Genomic DNA, 22,016 nt, shown 5'->3' with positions numbered 1-22,016 from the left:
AAAAATCATCGCTAAAATACATAATTTCGTCAGTAAACAGCCAATTTCCTTTCTTTAACAAAAAATTAGCGGCAATTCACCTTAATGGCATAGTTTTTTCTTTTATTTTAGTAACTTATTATGTTGGGCTTTATAGAAGCTATAAAATTTGATTAGATGAAAAATATTATGAAAAGGAATTATAAAGTATTGTCTTTGTTGTTGTTACTAGCTTTTGCATCGTGTAGTTTTACGACCAAAAAGTTTAGCAATCCAGATAAAGATAAGGTATTGGTTCAAATTATTACTCATGTTTTGGAGCAAGCACATTATGACCCTATGGATATTGATGATAATTTTTCCGCCAAATTTTTTGATGATTATATTGAAATTCTCGATCCAGTAAAAAGATACTTTTATGAGTCTGATTATGCAGATTTTGAAAAATTTAAATTAACCATTGATGATCAATTAAAAGCTGCAGATATAACATTTTTTAATGTAGCGAACAATCGCATGTTGCAACGTATTGCGGAAGTTAAGGAAATTTACAAAGAAGTGCTTTCACAACCATTTGATTATGACATAAATGAAGAATTCGATACGGATTTTGAAGACAAACCATTTGTGAAAAATAGAAAACAAATGAAAGAACGTTGGAGAATGCAATTGAAATTCTCGTCCATTTCCAATTATGATGATTTGATGAAGGAGGAAATACAAAAGAAAGAAAACAATTCAGATTATGTTATGAAGACTGAGGCTGAAATTGAACAAGAAGCTCGGGAGTCTACCTTAAAAACACTTAATATCTATTTTGATGATATTATAGATGATTTAACCCGAGAAGATTGGTTTGCCATTTATGTAAATACCATTGTTGAAGAGTTTGATCCACACACCTATTACTTGGCACCAAATAATAAGGAAGATTTCGACCAACGCATGTCTGGAAAACTTGAGGGTATCGGTGCCAGATTACAAAAACGAATGGATTATATTAAAGTAGTTGAACTTATTTCTGGTGGACCGGCTTGGAGAAGTAGAGAACTTGATGTTGAAGATATTATTTTGAAAGTAAAACAGGAAGACGAAGATTTGCCTATAAGTATAGTAGGTATGCGCATAAGTGATGCCGTTAAATATATTAAGGGACCAAAAGGAACTAAAGTAACTTTAACAGTAAAAAAAGTTGATGGCACCATAAAAGATATTACCATTGTTCGCGATGTTGTGGAACTAGTTGAAACCTATGCCAAAGCATCTGTTGTAGAGAAGGATGGTCAGAAATTTGGAGTAATTAATTTACCATCATTTTATGCGGATTGGAAAGATTATGATAACCTAAATGCATCCCTAGACGTTAAGAATGAAATTGAGCGCTTAAAGGCAGAAGGTATGCAAGGCTTAGTGATCGATTTGAGGAATAATGGTGGTGGCTCTTTAAAGGCAGTTGTTGATCTTGCTGGTCTTTTTATCAAAGATGGTCCCATAGTTCAGGTAAGGTCTAATGGTAGGTTGCCAGAGGTTCATGAAGATGAGGATAGGTCTATTAGTTGGGATGGGCCATTGGTTATATTGGTCAATGAAATTTCGGCTTCAGCTTCCGAAATCATGGCAGCTGCAATGCAAGATTACAAGCGCGCCATTATTATCGGGAGCAGGCAAACCTACGGAAAGGGAACGGTGCAACAAGTTTATGATTTGAATAGGTTGCTAAGAAGCAATTCCTTAGGTGATGTCGGAGCGTTGGCAGTAACCACTCAAAAGTATTATAGAGTCAATGGGGGTTCTGTTCAGTTAGAAGGAGTTAAAAGTGATGTGACTGTACCTGGTCGATTTAGTTTTATTAATGTTGGTGAAAAGGATAAGGACAGTCCGCTACCTTGGGATGAAATTGCTCCGGCAAAGTACACTCCATGGGAAAATTATTTCGATTACGATGCAACGGTTGAAAATAGTAAACATCGTATGGAAAATAATGAGCAGTTAAAACTTATTGAAGAAAATGCCAGATGGGTTAAAAGCAAAATTGACGAAACGGTTTATTCATTAAACTATAAAACGTACAAAGCCCAAATGGAAGCCAACGAAAAAGAAGCCAAAAAGTTTGATGCTATTTCAAACTATCAAAACAATTTAACCTTCGATTCTACAAGTTATGAAAAGCATCTTTTTGAACAAGATACTACCGACTTAAAAGAAAAACGTGATCGTTGGCACGAAAGCTTGAGCAAAGATATTTATATAGAAGAAGCTTTAAATGTGTTGGAAGACTTAAAAATGGCTTACCCCATAAAGAAATTGGCTGCAACAAAAGATGCTGTAAAAAACTAAGAATATTTTAATGGGTAAATCGAGCTCACTAAAACAACTGGCGCTCCAAAAGTTTAAAAAGAACTTTTGGGGCGTTTTTAGTTTCATTTTCATTGTTTTGGTTGGTATAATTTCGGTGTTCGCCTATGTGTTTGCCCCAGACAATTCGCAATACGCCAACCAAATGCATTTGGCCATCCATTCCAAAAAACCTGGGTTTGAGGTTACCGTGCTCACCGTTCCATCCCAAATAAAAAATGAACAAAGTTTTTTTGACAAAGTGTTCTTCGGCAAGAAAAACTCAGATACCGAAGTGCCAATTTCAGATTATAGCGTCAGAGATGGCGTTTTAACCTATAAAGAATATGCTTCAGATGGATTGGAAGGTTCAGAAAAAATAATAAAATTAAGTGCTTTCCCGAATAGTTCTGTGGAACAATTTATTAAGCAAAAAACCTTTCTCTTTGGTACAGATAAATATGGTCGCGATTTATTAAGTCGAATTTTGGTGGGTGCACGCATTTCCTTTTTTATAGGGTTTGTTGCTGTGTTTATTTCATTGGTCATTGGTATTTTAATGGGCAGTCTTGCGGGCTATTTTGGCGGAAAGGTTGATGCCATAATTATGTGGGTCATTAATGTTACGTGGTCTATCCCAACATTACTTTTGGTTATCGCTATAACCTTGGCTTTAGGTAAAGGTTTTTGGCAGGTATTCATTGCCGTGGGGCTTACCATGTGGGTTGAAGTGGCTAGGGTAGTGCGCGGACAAATAATAAGCACGAAAGAAATGCAATATGTTACCGCAGCTCGTGCCTTAGGTTATACCGATTTTAGAATCATTAAAAAACATATTTTGCCCAATATTATGGCGCCTGTTATCGTGATTTCGGCAGCCAATTTTGCCGCGGCTATTTTAATTGAAAGTGGGTTGAGTTTTTTAGGTATTGGGGCACAACCACCTATGGCCAGTTGGGGCGCTATGATAAAAGACCATTACAATTATATAATTTTAGGAAAACCCTATTTGGCCATAATACCTGGCCTTTGCATTATGAGTTTGGTTATGGCGTTTATGCTTATTGGTAATGCTTTAAGGGATGCTTTGGATGTTAAGGGGTGATTTTTAATTACAGGTTTGCCAATACGTTTTCAAGCCTATCAAAATTTTCTTCATTTTTTGGTTCGGCGAAAGCTCTAATTTTGTTGCATTCTTCAGCAGTCTTGAAAATCATCCGAAATGAAATTTGAGATTTCGAGTAGGCAATTTTTTTAAATGCAATTTCCATATCAAACCATGGTTGCGAAATTCGTTTCCATCGTACAAGTTCGTTCGGTTTAACAATTTCAAAGACAGAAGAATTCTCGTAGTCGCCTTTTTCGGGTCCATGCATGGTCAAAATCCATTTTCCACCAGGTTTTAAGTCAAATTCATGAATGGTGTTGGTAAAGCCATTTGGTCCCCACCAATTTTTTAAAATCGAAGGGTCTGTAAAAGCCCTGTAAACTTCCTCTACTGGAAAGATTAAAGTTCTTGCACTAAAGATTTCAAGATTAGATTTTGAATCCATATAACGATTGATGTTCAGCTCTTTTTAAAATAACGGTTGGCTGTATGCGGCGTTGCCACGCTCACCGGGAGTCAAGTTACATAATGTTTGAAAGATATTTGAGTTTTAACCTGGTTAAATCGCAAGTGGCAATGACGGATACAGCATGTTGTAGCCAGTTTTTATTTAAAGTTTTTCCAATCATTCCATTGTATTTCTCTTCCGGGATATGCGACTTTATTAAATGGCCATTCTTTTTCTATCCAATCCTTTGTTGTTTCGTATAGTAATTCATCTGTACCGTATTGTAGAACACTTGATCTAGCCCATAAAATTATCATTGCATCATAGTCTTTTTTCTCGCATGGAAAGATATATACGCATCCAACAGCTTTGGCTTCGTCTGGAGTTAAAACAGTATAGGTAAATGAGCTTCTTTGCAAGAATTCATTTTCATGCCATAACAAATCTGTTGAATCCTTTTGAATTGTTAAATTCTTTGGCGGCCAGTTAGAATATGGTCCAAATACTCCTTGAAGATGGTCAATGCTTGTAACAACGGCGTCATAATCCAACTCTAAATACTAATTTGTTAGAACCCTAAATTTAAGACTATCTGTATCATACATTTCAGGTGCCTCAAAGTTGTCAGGAACAAACGAAGGTTCTTGAGAATAACTTAGAAGATTTATAGAAACTAAGACTAGAATAAGCATGCAATGAATATTTCTTCTCATATCGTTCTAAAATTGGCTACAACAGTTGGATAAACGTATTACGTTTATCTACATTATATTTATTCTGTTAAATATACATAATATTCTTACAGTTTAGGTGGTAGTTTGTTATTTCAGCTTAACGCCATATTGCCATTCAGTTCATCAATATAGCCCAAAAGTTCTTCTTGCCCTATGGTTTTTGTTGATGAAGTGATGAAATAGTGGGGCATCTCTTCCCAAGTTTCCAAAAGTATGGTTTTGTATTGTTCAATATGCCTTTCTATGGCTTTTGGTTTTAGCTTATCGGCTTTTGTAAAAATAATGGAGAACGGTATGCCGTTTTCGCCAAGCCATTGCATAAACTCTAAATCTATGGTTTGGGGTTCGTGCCTAATATCCACCAAAACAAAGGCGGTTACCAATTGCTCGCGCAGACTAAAATATTGGGTAATAAATTTTTGAAATACCTTTTTTGAGGTTTTGGAAGCCTTGGCATAACCATAGCCCGGTAAATCTACCAAATGCCAGTTTTTGTTTATTAAAAAATGGTTGATGAGCTGTGTTTTTCCAGGTTTTCCCGAGGTTTTGGCTAAGCTTTTTCTACCAGTTAACATGTTGATTAACGACGATTTACCAACATTACTTCTGCCAATAAACGCGTATTCGGGCAATCTGCTATTGGGGCATTTTGCCACATCAGAGTTACTAACAACAAATTCAGCTGTTTTTATTTTCAAATCAAGCGTTTTTGTATTCCAAAGAAATCAGGAATTTTTTAAAAGCCGTTTTTTTGCAACCAAGCATCCATAATTTGGTTGAACTCATCAGGATGTTCCATCATGGCGGCATGCCCACATTTATCAATCCAAAACAATTCAGAATTGGGCAAAAGGCTATTAAACTCTATCGCAACCTCAGGTGGGGTTACGTTATCATTTTTGCCCCAAATAATGCAGGTTTGTGTTAGCATTTTTGGTAAATCCTTTGCCATGTTATGACGTATGGCACTTTTGGCGATGGCCAAGGTTTTTATCAGTTTGTTCCGGTCGTTAACGGTTTCGTAAACTTCATCAACAATTTCTTTGGTGGCCACAGCAGGGTCGTAAAAAACATCCTGTGCTTTTTTCTTGATTACCTCATAGTCGCTACGTTTGGTATAACCACTGCCCATGGCACTTTCGTAAAGCCCCGAACTGCCTGTAATGATTAAAGCTTTTACGCTTTCAGGAAACATTTTGGTGTGGTACAAACCAATATGGCCGCCCAATGAATTTCCAAGTAAAATAACCTCTTTGTAGCCTTTAAACACAATAAAGTCATGAAGGTATTTAGCAAAGCTTTTTACATTTGTTTTAAGTAAAGACATCGAGTAAATTGGCAGCTCAGGAATCAATACTTTGTATCCTTTATTACTAAAAAAGTCGGTTACAGAATCAAAATTACTCAACCCGCCCATAAGGCCATGCAACACAATAATTGGGGTGCCTTCTCCTGCCTCAATATAGTTGTAATTCTTCTCTTTTTTTAAACGATGCGCCATCAATAAGGTAGTCAGTCATTAAAAACAAATATAGTTAAATCATTGATAAATCCATGAAATTAATTTTTTCCTAATAAAATAGTTTCTGTCCTCTTAAATGAAATTTTTCATGTTAAAAATTAAGATGTTAACAGGGGTTTTATTTCGGTTTGGGAATTTTTTGCCCCGGGCAAACATGGGCTATTGCTGCCTTTATCTCTTAATAGCTCGATAAAATACGGTTTTGGTCGAAAATTTATCAACAAAGTGGTATAATGTGGTAATAAGTGGTAAATTTTTCGATATATTTGACACTTAAACATTTAAAATTCAGCAAACCGCTTTTGGATTTAATCACAGGAACATACGATTGCAAGGTTGATGTAAAAGGCAGATTAATGATGCCTGCTTCCATCAAAAAGCAACTGTCTTCGGCTTTGCAAGATGGTTTTGTGCTGCGTCGTTCTGTATTTCAAAAGTGTTTGGAGCTTTACCCCATGAGCGAATGGCAAGCCCTAATGCAAAAAATGAACAAGCTGAATAAATTCAAGAAAAAGAACAATGATTTTATCAGGAGGTTTACAGCTGGTGCTAAAATTGTTGAGATAGATGTAAATGGCAGATTGTTAATCCCTAAGGATTTAACGGTTTTTGCCAATATTTCAAAGAATATTGTTGTGGCTTCGGCTATCAATATTATTGAAATCTGGGATAAGGATTTGTACGAACAGGCGATTGATGAAACGGCTGTGGATTTTGCAGATTTGGCCGAAGAGGTAATGGGACAAGATGATGATGGTGATGGAATATCATAACCCGGTACTATTAGAAGAAACTGTTGATGGGCTGAATATTAAGCCAGATGGAATTTATGTTGATGTCACGTTTGGCGGTGGCGGCCATAGCAAGGAAATATTAAATCGACTTGGTGAAAACGGAAAGTTGTTCGCTTTTGATCAAGATCAAGACGCTCTTAGAAATACAATTGATGACAGTCGCTTTACGCTGATTAATGAAAACTTTAGGTATGTAAAACGGTTTTTAAGGTTTCATGGGGTGAAAGAAGTTGATGGAATCTTGGCTGACTTTGGTGTTTCATCACATCAGTTTGATGTTGCAGAACGTGGTTTTTCAACACGATTTGAAGCAAATTTGGATATGCGGATGAATCGACAAAACAAGCTCTCCGCATTTCATGTGGTGAATGAATATGACGAAGAACAACTGAAAAATGTGTTTTTGCAATATGGTGAATTGCGTGCAGCCCCAGCAATGGCAAGGTTGATTGTTCATCATAGGAAAACTGAACCCATTGTAACAAGTGCCCAACTTAAGGAAGTGTTGCAAAAGTTTTTACCGCCGCGTCATGAAAACAAAGTGTTGGCTCAAATTTATCAAGCCATAAGGATAGAGGTGAACCAAGAGATTGAGGCGTTAAAGGAGTTTTTATTGCAAACTCCCGAGATTTTAAAAAAGGGAGGTCGTTTAAGCTTTATATCCTATCATTCATTGGAGGACAGGTTGGTAAAACGATTTATAAGAAACGGCATGTTTGAAGGAGAGCCAGAGCGCGATATGTTTGGCAATTTTGGAGTGCCACTGAAAAAGGTAGGGAGTTTAATAGTTCCTTCGAAAGAAGAGATAAAATCGAACAACAGGGCAAGAAGTGCAAAACTTCGAATAGCTGAAAAAATATAAAAAATAAAAAGACCAAAAGCGGTTTATGAAGAAAAGCATCTACAACATACTAAAAGGAACCTTTTTGGTAAGTGATGATTCGTTTAGAAACTGGCGTTTCATCCTTTTTATTTCGGGGCTGGCCATAATAATGATTGCCAGTTCACACAGTGCCGATAAAAAGGTGTATGAAATTGCAAGATTGAAGAATGAGGTAAAGGAGATGCGTTCTGCCTTTGTTGATGGGCGATCGAAGCTCATGAGGCTTAAAATGGAATCGCATGTTGTAAATGTTATGAAAGAAAAGGGGTTGGCGCCCTCTGTAATTCCGCCAAAAAAAATAAAAGTAAAATCACAAAATTGATAACCAACCTTGGCAGTAAACGAGAAAAACATATTGAACCGTTTGTATTTTATAGCAGGGTGTATGTTCGTCTTCGGGCTTGCCGTGGTGTTTAAATTGATTAGCATTCAGTTTATGCAAGGCGACAAATACAGGGCCTTGGCTACGGAACGTGTTGTTAAAGATGTTGTGATTCCTGCAAATAGAGGCAATGTATATTCTGTTAACGGAAATTTATTGGCTACCTCAATTCCAAAATACGATATCCGGTTTGATGCATTAACGCCTTCCGTCAAAAATTTTGAGGAATATGTTAAGCCGCTTTGCGATTCGCTTTCAAAATATTCTGGAAAATCTTCAAACAGATTGGAAAAAGATATTAGAAAAGCCCGAGCCAATAAAAATAGATACTATTTATTGGCCAGGAACATTGGGTATTCCGATTACATCCGCTTAAGAAACTTTCCTCTGTTGAATCTTGGTGCCTTTAAAGGCGGCTTGATAGTTGAACAAAAAACAAAGAGAGAACACCCTATGGGGGCCATTGCGCAACGTTCCATTGGATATGAGCGGTTTGATGATAAAGGAAACGTTACCCGTGCCGGTATTGATGGTGCATTTGGAGTGAAATATTTGCGAGGCGTTGATGGTAAAAGAAAAAAACAGCAAATAGGGAAAGGACAATGGAAACCGTTAAGTGATGCCAATGAAGTTGAGCCAAAAGATGGCTATGACGTTTATACAACCATTGATGTTAATATTCAGGACATTGCGCACCATGCGCTTTTAAAACAGTTGGAAGAATACGAGGCCGACCACGGATGCGTAGTGGTTATGGAAACCAAAACTGGAGAGATTCGTGCCATTTCTAATTTGGGGAGAAACAGTGATGGCCTTTATTATGAGCGCTTAAACTATGCCGTAGGAGAGTCGCATGAGCCTGGTTCTACGTTTAAAGTAATGGCGCTCATGGCCGCTTTGGAAGATAAGATGGTGGATACCTCCACGGTAATCGACACCAAATTGGGTTACAAGCAATTCTATGGCAGAGGCATTTACGATACCCATGGTCATGGTAAGATTTCTGTGGCACGAGTATTGGAAGTGTCTTCAAATATTGGGCTGGCTACAATAATTGATGAAGGTTATGCTGAAAACCCAAAAAAATTCATCAGCCATTTACAAGATTGGAATCTTAATAAGCCTTTGGGTCTACCCATATTAGGTGAAGGCAAGCCGATTATTCCCGGACCAGGCGATAAAATTTGGAGTAAAAATGCGCTTCCGTCCATTGCTTATGGATACAATTTAAAATTGACACCATTACAAACCTTGACATTTTATAATGCCATTGCAAACAATGGTGTTATGGTGAAACCGAAATTCATAAAAGCCGTGAAAGAGCTTGATGATGTTATTGAAACTTTTGAGGGCGATGGGTCAAATGAAAAAATCTGTTCAGAAAAGACGCTGAAGGAAATACAGGGCATTTTGAAAAATGTTGTGGTTCGTGGTACTGGGCGTTCGTTGTATTCAGAATACTTCTCCATGGCAGGAAAAACGGGTACGGCGCAAACCGAATATTGGATGAAAGATTGGAAAGAAAACAGACGATATATCTCATCGTTCTCTGGATACTTTCCAGCGGAAAACCCAAAGTACTCCTGTATTGTGGTTATTCATAAGCCAAGCGTGGAAAAAGGGTATTACGGGGCAGATGTAACAGGTCCTGTATTTAAAAGAATTGCCCAAAAAATATTTACGGATACGCCAATTATTGATGAGGTGCAATCACTGGATGTTCGAGTTGCAGAAGTGGAAGGAGAATTTGAAAGCTTTTACGAAACCGCCCAAACCTATAAAACCGTAATGCCAAATGTTGTGGGCTTACCAGCCATGGATGCCTTGGCGCTTTTGGAAAACATGCAAGTAGAAGTTAAGGTGAAATTGAATGGCAATGGCATTATAAAAGAACAATCTGTAAGTAAGAATACGAAGTTAAAAACAAATCAAACCGTAGTGTTAAAAGCATCATGATGGTATTAAAAGACATATTGTACAAGGTTACCATAAACGCTGTAGTTGGTAGTACGGGTGTGTCTGTTAGTACCATTAATTTTGATTCCAGAAAAATAGAAAAAGGCCATTTGTTTGTGGCTATTCGAGGTGCTATTGCAGATGGGCATGATTTTATTGAAACTGCCATTAAGAGTGGGGCAACAAGTGTGGTTTGCGAGGCTATTCCCGAACATTTGGTTGGGGGTGTCACTTATATAGAAGTGGATAATTCCAATAGGGCATTGGCCATTATGGCGTCAAATTTTTACGATAATCCTTCTGAAAATTTGAAGCTGGTTGGGGTTACCGGAACCAATGGAAAAACCACCGTTGCGAGTTTGTTGTATCAGTTGTTCAGAAAAGCAGGGTACAAAGTGGGCTTGTTGTCCACAGTTAAAATCATGGTTGATGATGTGAAGTACAAAGCTACCCACACCACACCAGATTCGTTGACCATTAATAAGTATTTAAATGAGATGAATGTTGCTGGTGTTGAATTCTGCTTTATGGAGGTGAGTTCGCATGGCATTCATCAGTATAGAACTGAGGGGCTTCAATTTGAAGGAGGCATATTCACCAACCTTACACACGACCATTTGGATTATCACCAAACCTTTGCGGAATATCGCGATGTAAAAAAGAGGTTTTTTGACGGACTTTCAAGTAAAGCCTTTGCGCTAGTCAATGTTGATGACAAAAACGGTTTGGTGATGTTACAAAACACCCAAGCCAGAAAGTACACCTATGCGTTAAAGCAGTATGCCGATTATAAATCCACAATATTGGAAAATCAATTTGGAGGATTGCTATTAAAAGTGAACGATAGTGAGGTTTGGACAAGGTTGATTGGGAATTTCAACGCCTATAACGTTTTGGCCATTTATGCTACTGCGGAACTGTTGGGTCTTGAAAAGGTGGAAATTCTAAGGTTGATTAGTGATTTGGAAAGTGTAAGTGGACGTTTTCAGTACATCGTTTCAAATGAAAAAATTACAGCCATTGTTGATTATGCCCATACTCCCGACGCTCTAAAGAATGTTCTAGAAACCATCAATAGTATCCGAACCAAAAATGAAGAACTCATTACGGTTGTTGGTTGCGGGGGAGATAGGGATAAAACCAAGCGCCCAAAAATGGGACACATTGCTACGGCATTAAGTTCGAAAGTAATCTTTACAAGTGATAACCCACGTAGCGAAAACCCGGCAGATATTTTAAAGGAAATTGAAGCAGGTGTTGAACCCCAAAACTATAAAAAGGCCCTAACTATTGAAGACAGAAAGCAAGCCATAAAAGCGGCCTGCCAAATGGCGCAACCCAACGACATCATTTTGATTGCGGGTAAGGGCCATGAAACCTATCAGGAAATTAAAGGAGAGCGATTTGATTTTGACGATTTTAAAATAGTACAAGAATTTTTAAAGCAATTACAAAAATAACATGTTGTATTACCTATTCGAATATTTAGAAAAACAGTTTCAGTTTCCTGGAGCAACACTTTTTGGGTTCTTGACCTTCAGGGCTGCTTCAGCTATGATTTTGTCATTGTTAATTTCTACAATTTATGGTAAACGTATTATTCGCTTTTTACTTAAAAAACAAATGGGAGAAACCATTAGGGACTTAGGTTTAGAAGGGCAAAAGGAAAAAGCAGGTACCCCAACCATGGGTGGAATCATCATCATTTTGGCAACATTGATTCCGGTTCTTCTATTGGCCAAATTAGAAAATATTTACATCATTCTTTTGATTGTCACCACGCTTTGGATGGGAACTATTGGTTTTATAGACGATTACATCAAAAAATTCAAAAATGATAAAGAAGGCCTAAAAGGACGCTTTAAGGTTATGGGGCAAATTGGTTTGGGCATCATCGTTGGTGCAACCTTGTTTTTTCATCATGATGTAACCATGAAAGAAAAGCTTCCTATTGAAGAACAGCGTGTGCTTCTTGCTGAAAATCCAGATATAGAACCTGCTAAGTTGTTTAAGCCGGAGGTTAAATCTACCAAAACAACCATTCCGTTTGTGAAAGGAAATGAATTTGATTATGCGAAAGTCATTACTTGGATTAGCCCCGCATTGGACAAATATGCCTGGGTTATTTTCATCTTGGTTGCCATTTTTATCATAACAGCAGTATCCAACGGAGCCAATTTAACCGATGGTATTGATGGTTTGGCAGCGGGTACTTCTGCTATTGTTGTGCTCACACTTGGCATTTTTGCTTGGGTTTCGGGTAACATTATTTTCTCCGAATATTTGAACATCATGTACATACCTCGAGTTGAGGAAATCACGATTTACATCACGGCTTTTGTTGGAGCTCTTGTTGGATTTTTATGGTACAACACCTATCCGGCACAAGTTTTTATGGGTGATACGGGTAGTTTGACCATTGGAGGCATAATTGCGGTGATTGCCATTGCGGTAAGAAAGGAATGGTTGATACCTGTATTGTGTGGCATCTTTTTAGCCGAAAATTTATCCGTGGTCATGCAGGTGAGTTGGTTTAAGTACACCAAGAAAAAATATGGCGAAGGCAAACGCATTTTTTTGATGTCGCCATTGCATCACCATTATCAAAAAAAGGGATACCACGAAAGTAAAATCGTAACCCGTTTTTGGATTGTGGGCATATTGCTGGCTATTGTTTCTATAGTAACGTTGAAGATTCGATAAATGAAAAGTCTAGTGGTGCTTGGTGGAGGAGAAAGTGGTGTGGGAACCGCACTCTTGGCAAAGGAAAAAGGTTTTGAAGTATTTGTTTCCGATAAGGGAAAAATAAAAGAAAAATATAAACAAGTTCTTATACATAATGAGATTGAATGGGAAGACGAAACCCATACGGAAACAAAAATCCTAAACGCCGATTTGGTTATGAAAAGTCCCGGGATTCCTGATAAAGTGCCTTTGGTGAAACAAATTCGCGAAAAAGGAATTCAGGTAGTTTCAGAAATTGAGTTTGCATCAAAATTTACAGATGCTACCATTATTGGAATTACAGGGAGTAACGGTAAAACAACCACTGCAACCTTAACTCATCATCTTTTAAAACAAGAGTTGAATGTTGGGCTGGCAGGAAATATTGGCGACAGTTTTGCAAAACAGGTTTTAGAAGAAGATTTTGAGAACTACGTTCTTGAAATCAGCAGTTTTCAGTTGGATGATATCATAGATTTTAAACCAAAAATTGCGGTGATTACCAACATAACGCCAGACCATTTAGATAGATATGATTACAAATTTGAAAACTATATCAAATCAAAATTCAGGATAGCCATGAATCAAACCAAAGACGATTATTTGATTTATGATGCCGATGACGAAGTGATTGTAAATCATTTAAAACAGAATCCAGTTCAATCCACATTATTGCCATTTTCTTTGGTTAAAACCATTGAAAATGGAGCTTATTTAGAACAAAACAACATGAAAATAACTATAAATAACAATCAAATCACTATGCCAACAACAAGCCTAACACTAGAAGGAAAGCACAACATTAAAAATGCTATGGCAGCTTCAACAGTTGCACATTTGTTAAAAATCAGAAAACAAACAATTAGAGAAAGTCTAGAAAACTTTCAAGGCGTTGAGCATCGATTAGAAGAGGTTTTAAAAATCAATAAGGTGCAGTATATAAACGATTCAAAGGCTACCAATGTAAATGCAACCTACTATGCTTTGGAAAGCATGGATGCTCCAACGGTTTGGATTGTTGGTGGTGTTGATAAAGGCAATAATTATGAAGAGCTTTTCCCGTTTGTAAATGAAAAGGTAAAGGCCATTATTTGTTTGGGCGTTGATAACAAAAAGTTAATCAGCACTTTTGGCAATATGGTGGATATTATTGTTGAAACACAATTTATGAGTGAAGCCGTAAAAATCGCTTATAAAGTAGCGGAATCGGGAGACAATGTTTTGTTGTCGCCGGCTTGCGCGAGTTTCGATTTGTTTGAGAATTATGAAGATAGAGGTCGTCAATTCAAAGATGCAGTGAGGAATTTATAAGATAAAAAATGCAAACACTATTTAAAAACATAAAAGGAGATCGATTGATATGGGCTATAGTGGCATTATTGGCCATACTATCGTTTCTTCCTGTTTATAGTGCTGCAAGTAATTTGGCCTACAAGGGAGGTGGTAGCAATACATTTGCATTTTTCGTTAAGCATTTTGTGCATTTGGTTTTGGGCTTTTTTATCATGTATGGCGTGCATAAAATACCGTACCGATATTTTAAAGGACTATCACTCATTATGATTCCAATAGTGTTAGTGTTATTAGGTATAACCATGTTGCAAGGAACAACTATTGAAGGAGCCAATGCCAGTAGGTGGATACAAATTCCTTTTGTAGGCATGTCGTTTCAAACGTCAACGTTGGCTGCAGTCGTTTTAATGGTGTATGTAGCACGTTATATGTCAAAAATGAAGGATGAAATCATCATCTTTAAATCATCTATTCTACCACTTTGGTCGCCGGTGTTTTTGGTGTTGATCCTTATTCTGCCGGCAAACTTTTCAACGGCAGCCATTATGTTTATAATGGCGGTTATGTTGGTGTTTTTAGGTGGTTATCCCATTAGATATTTGGCTGTAATTATTGGTTCTGGTCTTTTGGTGTTAACCATGTTTATCCTCATTGCCAAAGCGTTCCCAGATGCCATGCCAAATAGGGTTGACACTTGGATGGGTAGAATAGAAAGCTTTTCTAATCCTGAAGATACCGAGGCCGACTACCAAATTGAAAAAGCAAAAATAGCCATTGCAACAGGTGGCATTCAAGGTGTTGGTCCAGGCAAGAGCTTGCAAAAAAACTTTTTGCCCCAATCATCTTCCGATTTCATTTTTGCCATCATCATAGAGGAATATGGATTAATAGGTGGATTCGTAATCATGATATTGTATCTGTGGTTGCTATTTAGAATTGTGATTGTCGCGCAAAAATCTGATACTGTTTTTGGAAAGCTGCTTGTGCTAGGTGTAGGGTTGCCCATTGTGTTCCAGGCACTCATAAATATGGCGGTAGCCGTTGAACTTTTCCCTGTAACGGGACAAACCTTACCGCTTATAAGCAGTGGAGGGACATCTATTTGGATGACTTGTTTGGCCATAGGCATCATATTAAGTGTAAGTGCTAAAAGAGAAGAAATAAAAGAACAAGAAATAAGCGAAGAAAATCCGTTGGAAATTCTTTCTGAAACCATATAATGAAAAACTATAAAATCATATTGTCTGGAGGAGGTACTGGAGGCCATATTTATCCTGCCATTGCCATTGCAAACGAGTTAAAATCCCGTTTTCCTGATGCAGAGTTTTTATTTGTGGGTGCAAAAAATAGAATGGAAATGGAGAAAGTGCCTCAGGCTGGATATAAAATTAAAGGACTCTGGATTTCGGGCATTCAGAGAAAGTTAACCATAAAAAATTTAAGTTTTCCTTTCAAAGTGGTGAGTAGTCTGCTCAAAGCACGTAAAATTATTAAAACTTTTAATCCAGATGTGGTTATTGGCACGGGAGGTTTTGCCAGTGGGCCGTTACTAAAAATCGCAAATATGAACAACATTCCAACGTTGATTCAGGAGCAAAATTCATATCCGGGAATAACCAATAAACTATTGGCTAAAAAGGCGAATAAAATATGTGTTGCATACGACGGACTGGAACGGTTTTTTCCAAAGGATAAAATTATAAAAACAGGGAATCCAGTGCGCCGAGGACTTTTGGATATTGAAGCGAAAGCAGTTGAGGCAAAGAATTTCTTCGATTTGAAGCATGGAAAATACACCCTCTTGGTTATTGGTGGAAGCTTGGGGTCAAGACGAATTAATGAATTGATTGAGAAGGAACTGGACTTTTTTGACACACAAAATGTTCAGATTATTTGGCAATGCGGAAAGCTATATTTTCAACAGTACAAAATATATAACAACACCCAAAATGTTCAGGTGTATGAGTTTTTAAACAATATGGATTTTGCTTATGCCGCTGCAGATATTATTGTTTCCAGAGCGGGGGCAAGTTCGGTTTCAGAGCTTTGCATTGTTGGTAAGCCAGTCATTTTTATTCCATCACCAAATGTAGCTGAAGACCATCAAACAAAAAACGCGATGGCCATTGTCGATAAAAAGGCGGCCATGATTATAAAGGAAGAAGATTTGGAGGCTGATTTTGAAAACAAATTTTCGCAATTGTTGGCATCGCCAGAAAGGCAAAAAGAGCTTGGCCAAAACATTAAGAAATTGGCATTAACCAATGCAACAAAAGAAATAGCAGATGAAGTTGAAAAACTTTTGAAATAATTTAATGGACATAAATAAGATACAAAACATTTATTTCATAGGGATCGGGGGAATCGGTATGAGCGCCCTTGCGCGCTATTTCAAGGCCAACAGTAAAAACGTTACGGGCTATGATAAAACCCAAACAGATATTACGGATAGTTTGGGAGCTTTAGGAATAAAAGTCCATTTTGAAGATTCGGTATCGCATATTGATTCTGAATATCTCAATCCTGAAAAAACGCTTGTGGTTTACACCCCTGCTATTCCTAAAAATCACAGTGAATTGAATTACTTCATAAAAAATGGTTATCAGGTAGTGAAGCGTTCAAGGTTGTTGGGTTTAATAACTGAAAATACATTTTGTTTGGCTGTTGCAGGAACACATGGCAAGACGACCACAACCAGTATTTTGGGGCATTTGTTGTATTCGTGCAATGTGCCTTTAACGGCATTTTTAGGCGGAATAAGTGAAAATTACAATTCCAATCTAATCTTAAATGGAGCCGAAGTTACGGTGGTTGAAGCTGACGAGTTTGATCGTTCTTTTTTAACGCTTTCTCCCAATTTGGCTTGCATCACTTCAATGGATGCTGATCATTTGGATATTTATGGAGACGCTTCCAAATTAAAGAAATCATTTAAGGATTTTTCAGAAAAAATAAAGCCCAATGGTAAGTTATTCGTTAAAAACGGATTGCCCTTAAAGGGTGTTACCTATGGTATAGAAGACGATTCAGATTATTCCATTCAAAATATAAAAATAGAAAATGGTACATATGTTTTTGATGTAAAAACACCAAAAACAGTGCTTAAAAATATTCAATTTAACCTACCTGGTAGACATAATTTGTCGAATGCATTAATAGCCTTGGCGATGGCTGTAGAATATGGTTGCCCGCACCAACAGCTCGCCAAAGCTTTAGCATCTTACAAAGGTGTAAAACGCAGATTTACTTATCACATTAAAACCGATAATTTGGTTTTTATTGATGATTATGCGCACCACCCCGAAGAAATTAATGCCGTGCATCAAGCCGTAAGGGAAATGTACCCAGATAAAAAGGTATTGGCCATTTTTCAGCCACATTTATATAGTAGAACACGGGATTTTATAGACGATTTTGCCAAAAGTCTATCACAATTTGATGAGGTGTTATTGCTCGAAATTTATCCCGCAAGAGAGCTGCCCATTGAAGGGGTAACTTCAGCTTGGCTGTTGGGTAAAATTAATAGTGAAAATAAGCAGTTGGTAAGCAAAACAGGCCTACTTGCGGCCATTCACAAAAGCAGCGCGCAAGTTATTTTAACCATTGGCGCAGGCGATATTGGAGAGGAAGTAAAACGTATTAAAAAAGAGTTTAACATTGCGAGTTAATTGGAGCTACATAAAAATGATTGCGCTTTTTGGCCTGGTAGCCTTCTTGTTCGCGTTTGCTTCAAAAAGAAACGGATGTAGGGAAGTTTCAAAACCCAATGTAAAATTCATTGGTGAAAACAATCTGTTTATAACCAACGAAACTGTTAGTAAATTGTTAATACAAAATTATGGGGGTATTAAAAAAGTACCTAAAGAAACTTTAGTTTTGAATGAATTAGAAAATACCCTGAAATCTAATCCGATGATAAAATCTGCAGAAGTGTATGTTGCTGTAAATGGTACACTTCATGCCGAAATAGAACAAAAAACACCTATTGCGAGAGTAAGTACAAATGCGTCTTATTACATTGATGACGAGGGTTCGTTCATGCCATTGTCAAGCAATTATTCCGCGCGAGTGCCATTGGTTACTGGTTATGTTGAAAAAAATAATTTAAGCAACGTCTCTAAGATAGCGCATAAAATTAGAATGGATGAATTTTTAAAAATGCACGTCATTGAAATTCATCAAGATTTAAATAAGCAGCTTTTTTTAAGACTGAGGCAGTGCGATTTTTTGGTGCAGTTGGGCAGTGTGGATTTTCTGGATAAGAAGATTAACAACCTAAAGGCATTTTATAAAAAGAACCTGAAGGATAAAAAATTGAATAGTTATAGTAAAGTTAATTTACAGTTTGAAAACCAAGTAATATGTACTAAAATTTAAACTATGGAGCAAAACTTAGCAGTGGGATTAGACATAGGGACCACCAAAATTGTGGCGATGATTGGTCGTAAGAACGAGTACGGCAAAGTCGAGATTTTAGGTATTGGTAAGTCCAAAAGCTTAGGTGTGCACCGTGGTGTGGTAAATAATATTACACAAACCATTCAATCTATTCAGCAAGCCGTTCAAGAAGCTGAAATAGCTGCGGATATAAAAATTGAAGATGTTACCGTTGGTATCGCAGGTCAACATATTAGAAGTTTGCAACACAGCGATTATATAACCCGTTCAAATTCTGAAACGGTTATTGACGACGATGATATTGATAGACTGATTAACCAGGTCCATAAACTAGTAATGCTTCCTGGTGAAGAGATTATTCACGTTTTGCCACAGGAATATAAAGTTGATGGGCAGGCTGAAATCAAAGAGCCTATCGGGATGTATGGTGGCCGTTTGGAGGCTAATTTCCATGTGGTTGTTGGCCAAGTTTCGTCCATTAGAAATATAGGGCGCTGTGTTCAAAGTTCAGGTTTGAATTTGGAAGGTATAACCTTAGAGCCTTTGGCTTCGGCAAATGCAGTGTTGAGCCAAGAAGAAAAGGAGGCTGGGGTTGCATTGATTGATATAGGTGGTGGAACAACAGACTTGGCCATTTTTAGAGATGGCATCATTCGCCATACGGCGGTAATTCCTTTCGGAGGAAATGTTATAACGGAAGACATCAAAGAAGGTTGCTCCATTATTGAAAAGCAGGCAGAATTGTTAAAAATCAAATTTGGTTCGGCGTGGCCTGGAGAAAATAAGGATAATGAAATAGTGTCCATTCCGGGGTTACGGGGTAGGGAACCAAAGGAGATTACATTGAAAAACCTGTCTAAAATAATACATGCACGCGTTGTAGAAATCATTGAGCAAGTGTATGTTGAAATAAAAAATTACGGACACGAAGAACAAAAGAAAAAATTAATTGCGGGCATTGTTTTAACAGGTGGTGGTAGCCAGTTGAAACATTTAAAGCAACTGGTGGAATATATAACTGGTATGGATACCAGAATTGGTTATCCGAACGAGCATTTGGCCGGGGATAGCGATGACGAAATAACAAGCCCTCTATTTGCAACAGCGGTGGGTCTGGTATTGGATGGCTTAAAACGTCACGAAAGAAAAAAGTTAGAACGCAAACAAGCGGAACAAACTAAAAGTGACACTGAATCTACCGTTGAAGAAGAAATTAAAGAAAAACCAATCAAGGAAAGACGCTCATTTCTTGATAAGTTAACCGAGCGCGTTAAAGATTTTTTAGATAACGCAGAATAGTAATTAAATCCATTGAACCAAAATAATAGTATAAGAACCCCAGAAAATCAGAATTTATGAGCAGCAAGAAAGAATTCGAAAGCATCGCATTTGATTTACCCAAAAACCAATCCAATGTCATAAAGGTTATCGGTGTTGGTGGCGGTGGTAGCAATGCCATTAACCACATGTTTCAACAAGGCATTAAAGGAGTAGATTTTTACATCTGTAATACTGATGCCCAAGCCCTCCAGAACAGTGGTGTGCCAAATAAAATACAATTAGGAGTTAATTTAACTGAAGGTTTAGGTGCTGGGGCTAATCCGGATATTGGTGAACAAGCTGCCGTTGAAAGTTTTGACGATATTTCACAAATGCTTGATACCAATACAAAAATGGTATTCATTACGGCCGGAATGGGTGGTGGTACCGGAACTGGTGCTGCACCAATTATTGCAAAAATGGCTAAGGATTTGGATATTTTAACCGTAGGGATTGTTACTATGCCATTTCAGTTTGAAGGCAGAATGCGTATTGAGCAATCGCAAAAGGGCATTGAAAAGTTAAGAGATGTGGTGGATTCTTTAATCGTGATTAATAACAACAAACTTCGCGAAGTTTATGGCAATCTTGGTTTTAAAGCTGGGTTCTCTAAGGCTGATGAAGTGCTATCTACCGCTGCTCGTGGTATAGCCGAAGTTATTACACACCACTACACGCAAAATATCGATTTACGCGACGCCAAAACAGTGTTAAGTAACAGTGGAACCGCAATTATGGGCTCTGCATTGGCATCTGGTCAAAACCGTGCACAAGAAGCCATCCGCAAAGCATTGGATTCGCCATTATTGAACGATAACAAAATTACGGGCGCTAAAAATGTACTGTTATTAATCGTTTCTGGTTCACAAGAGATCACTATTGATGAAATCGGTGAAATCAACGATCACATCCAAAACGAAGCAGGCCATGGTGCCAATATCATTATGGGTGTTGGTGAGGATGAATCTTTGGAAGAGTCAATAGCCGTAACGATCATAGCAACGGGTTTTAATATTGAGCAACAGGACGAAATCTCCAATACCGAAACCAAAAAAGTGGTACACTCTTTAAGTGAGGATTTGGAATTGGAAGCTAAAGAAAAAGAACCTGTAATCATTGCACCGGTTATTGAATTGAAGGAGAAAAAAGAGTCTCCATTGGTACGTCATACTTTAGATTTTGATTCCGAAGAAGAGGGACTAAGTAGCGCAGAAAAGGATTCAATCAATAATAAAAGCCATAAAAAAGAATCTAAGGAGATTGATTTGATTCCCACTTCAGAACTCATAAAAAACATTAAGGTGGTTTTTGAGGAAATCAGCGGAAATGTTCAAGAAGATGAAGACTTTATCATCAAGCCAGTAACCAGAATGTCTACTGATGTTGATGATGTCAAAGATATTGAAGTGGTTTCCGATTATATTGAGGAAGAGCAGCAAATAACCCTGACTTTCGATTTGCCGATTTCAGAAAGCAAACCTGAAAAAAAGAGGGAGAAAGAGGAGAAGATGTTGTTTGATTTAGATGAAGACGAATTAAAGGGCATCAAAGTAAACGATTATGTTGAGTTGATTACCGTAAATGAAACCAATGAGAATGGAGATATTCGATACGCTTTGGACGATTATGTTGAGGTAGAGTCTTCCATGAACAAAAAGCAATCAAAAGCTAATGAGGTTTTAGAGGAATTTGATCAAGATGTTGTTTTTGAAAAGAAAACGATAAAAACGTCAAAAGTTGAGGAAGATACAACTGGCGAGATTGACCCCATGAACTCGCCAATTTCTGAATTACTAAAGGAACGCGCAGAGGAGCGCAGACGAAAAATGAAAGATTTCAACTATAAATTCAACAATGCAAAGATTGATGATATAGAAAAGGTTCCTGCTTATAAACGTCAGGGTGTGAATTTAACTGATGCCAAGCACTCATCTGAAACTGATATGTCTAGGACTAGTGTGGGCACAGATGATAACGACGATATTAAATTGAGAAGTAATAATTCTTTTTTACATGATAATGTAGACTAACTCACAAGAATTTAACCAATATGTTAGTTCAACCCGAAAAGGCCCTCAACTTTTCGGGTTTTTTATTTTAATAGGGGTTGATTCAAAATGGAAAAACTTGTTTCTTTTTCA

General features: G+C 37.4%; 19 protein-coding genes. 15 read left to right on the top strand and 4 right to left on the bottom strand.

The features are described 5' to 3' along the window. Positions 1 to 168: 168 nt before the first annotated feature. Positions 169 to 2,316, top strand: coding sequence for a carboxy terminal-processing peptidase (locus ACB104_RS04255; RefSeq protein ID WP_370477100.1), 2,148 nt, complete (start codon positions 169 to 171; stop codon positions 2,314 to 2,316). Between the two features lie 10 nt (positions 2,317 to 2,326). Next, on the top strand, positions 2,327 to 3,418 hold the full coding sequence (locus tag ACB104_RS04250; RefSeq protein WP_370477031.1) for an ABC transporter permease: 1,092 nt from the start codon (positions 2,327 to 2,329) through the stop codon (positions 3,416 to 3,418). Positions 3,419 to 3,425: 7 nt separating this feature from the next. Here the strand turns inward: ACB104_RS04250 and ACB104_RS04245 are convergent, their stop codons facing one another. From ACB104_RS04245 to ACB104_RS04230, 4 genes are all read right to left on the bottom strand, one after another. Further along, positions 3,426 to 3,866 (bottom strand): SRPBCC domain-containing protein, encoded by a 441-nt coding sequence (locus ACB104_RS04245; protein ID WP_370477030.1) that lies wholly within the window; start codon positions 3,864 to 3,866, stop codon positions 3,426 to 3,428. Between the two features lie 161 nt (positions 3,867 to 4,027). Further along, positions 4,028 to 4,420, bottom strand: a complete 393-nt coding sequence (locus ACB104_RS04240) for a GNAT family N-acetyltransferase (RefSeq protein WP_370477029.1) — start codon at positions 4,418 to 4,420, stop codon at positions 4,028 to 4,030. 275 nt (positions 4,421 to 4,695) lie between these two features. Next, positions 4,696 to 5,301: a ribosome biogenesis GTP-binding protein YihA/YsxC gene (gene yihA / locus ACB104_RS04235; protein WP_370477028.1), complete on the bottom strand. Its 606-nt coding sequence runs from the start codon at positions 5,299 to 5,301 to the stop codon at positions 4,696 to 4,698. A 38-nt stretch (positions 5,302 to 5,339) separates the two neighbouring features. Beyond that, entirely contained in the window at positions 5,340 to 6,104 is a 765-nt protein-coding gene (locus ACB104_RS04230; RefSeq protein WP_370477027.1) for an alpha/beta fold hydrolase, read from the bottom strand. A 323-nt stretch (positions 6,105 to 6,427) separates the two neighbouring features. Here ACB104_RS04230 and mraZ point away from each other — a divergent pair, with 323 nt between their 5' ends. The 13 genes from mraZ (at position 6,428) to ftsZ (ending at position 21,905) form a co-directional block, all read left to right on the top strand. Next, positions 6,428 to 6,898: a division/cell wall cluster transcriptional repressor MraZ gene (gene mraZ / locus ACB104_RS04225; RefSeq protein ID WP_370477099.1), complete on the top strand. Its 471-nt coding sequence runs from the start codon at positions 6,428 to 6,430 to the stop codon at positions 6,896 to 6,898. Then, positions 6,885 to 7,781: a 16S rRNA (cytosine(1402)-N(4))-methyltransferase RsmH gene (gene rsmH, locus ACB104_RS04220; protein WP_370477026.1), complete on the top strand. Its 897-nt coding sequence runs from the start codon at positions 6,885 to 6,887 to the stop codon at positions 7,779 to 7,781. Before mraZ ends, rsmH begins: the two co-directional genes overlap by 14 nt. A 25-nt stretch (positions 7,782 to 7,806) precedes the next feature. Beyond that, on the top strand, positions 7,807 to 8,124 hold the full coding sequence (locus ACB104_RS04215) for an FtsL-like putative cell division protein (protein WP_370477025.1): 318 nt from the start codon (positions 7,807 to 7,809) through the stop codon (positions 8,122 to 8,124). Positions 8,125 to 8,187: 63 nt separating this feature from the next. Next, a complete protein-coding gene (locus ACB104_RS04210) occupies positions 8,188 to 10,140 on the top strand; it encodes a PASTA domain-containing penicillin-binding protein (protein ID WP_370477098.1) in 1,953 nt (650 codons plus the stop codon). Further along, positions 10,137 to 11,600 (top strand): UDP-N-acetylmuramoyl-L-alanyl-D-glutamate--2,6-diaminopimelate ligase, encoded by a 1,464-nt coding sequence (locus ACB104_RS04205; protein ID WP_370477024.1) that lies wholly within the window; start codon positions 10,137 to 10,139, stop codon positions 11,598 to 11,600. Before ACB104_RS04210 ends, ACB104_RS04205 begins: the two co-directional genes overlap by 4 nt. A 1-nt stretch (position 11,601) precedes the next feature. Next, positions 11,602 to 12,843 carry a phospho-N-acetylmuramoyl-pentapeptide-transferase gene (gene mraY / locus ACB104_RS04200; protein WP_370477023.1) on the top strand — a complete coding sequence of 414 codons (1,242 nt, stop codon included), beginning with the start codon at positions 11,602 to 11,604 and terminating at the stop codon, positions 12,841 to 12,843. Next, positions 12,844 to 14,175, top strand: a complete 1,332-nt coding sequence (murD, locus tag ACB104_RS04195) for a UDP-N-acetylmuramoyl-L-alanine--D-glutamate ligase (protein ID WP_370477022.1) — start codon at positions 12,844 to 12,846, stop codon at positions 14,173 to 14,175. A gap of 8 nt (positions 14,176 to 14,183) precedes the next feature. Then, on the top strand, positions 14,184 to 15,377 hold the full coding sequence (locus ACB104_RS04190; RefSeq protein WP_370477021.1) for an FtsW/RodA/SpoVE family cell cycle protein: 1,194 nt from the start codon (positions 14,184 to 14,186) through the stop codon (positions 15,375 to 15,377). Then, the gene (gene murG / locus ACB104_RS04185) at positions 15,377 to 16,468 is read left to right on the top strand and encodes an undecaprenyldiphospho-muramoylpentapeptide beta-N-acetylglucosaminyltransferase (RefSeq protein ID WP_370477020.1); all 1,092 of its coding nucleotides are present in this window, start codon (positions 15,377 to 15,379) and stop codon (positions 16,466 to 16,468) included. Before ACB104_RS04190 ends, murG begins: the two co-directional genes overlap by 1 nt. A gap of 4 nt (positions 16,469 to 16,472) precedes the next feature. Continuing rightward, positions 16,473 to 17,825, top strand: a complete 1,353-nt coding sequence (gene murC, locus ACB104_RS04180; RefSeq protein ID WP_370477019.1) for a UDP-N-acetylmuramate--L-alanine ligase — start codon at positions 16,473 to 16,475, stop codon at positions 17,823 to 17,825. A 16-nt stretch (positions 17,826 to 17,841) separates the two neighbouring features. Further along, a complete protein-coding gene (locus tag ACB104_RS04175; protein ID WP_370477018.1) occupies positions 17,842 to 18,534 on the top strand; it encodes a cell division protein FtsQ/DivIB in 693 nt (230 codons plus the stop codon). Positions 18,535 to 18,537: 3 nt separating this feature from the next. After that, complete coding sequence (gene ftsA, locus ACB104_RS04170; RefSeq protein ID WP_370477017.1) at positions 18,538 to 19,854, top strand: cell division protein FtsA; 1,317 nt, start codon at positions 18,538 to 18,540, stop codon at positions 19,852 to 19,854. A 56-nt stretch (positions 19,855 to 19,910) separates the two neighbouring features. After that, entirely contained in the window at positions 19,911 to 21,905 is a 1,995-nt protein-coding gene (ftsZ, locus tag ACB104_RS04165) for a cell division protein FtsZ (protein ID WP_370477016.1), read from the top strand. Positions 21,906 to 22,016 lie beyond the last annotated feature (111 nt).

This window comes from Tamlana flava (assembly GCF_041287255.1).
GTDB classification, from domain to species: Bacteria; Bacteroidota; Bacteroidia; order Flavobacteriales; family Flavobacteriaceae; genus Tamlana; species Tamlana flava.
This window is presented reverse-complemented; position numbering and strand designations above follow the sequence as displayed.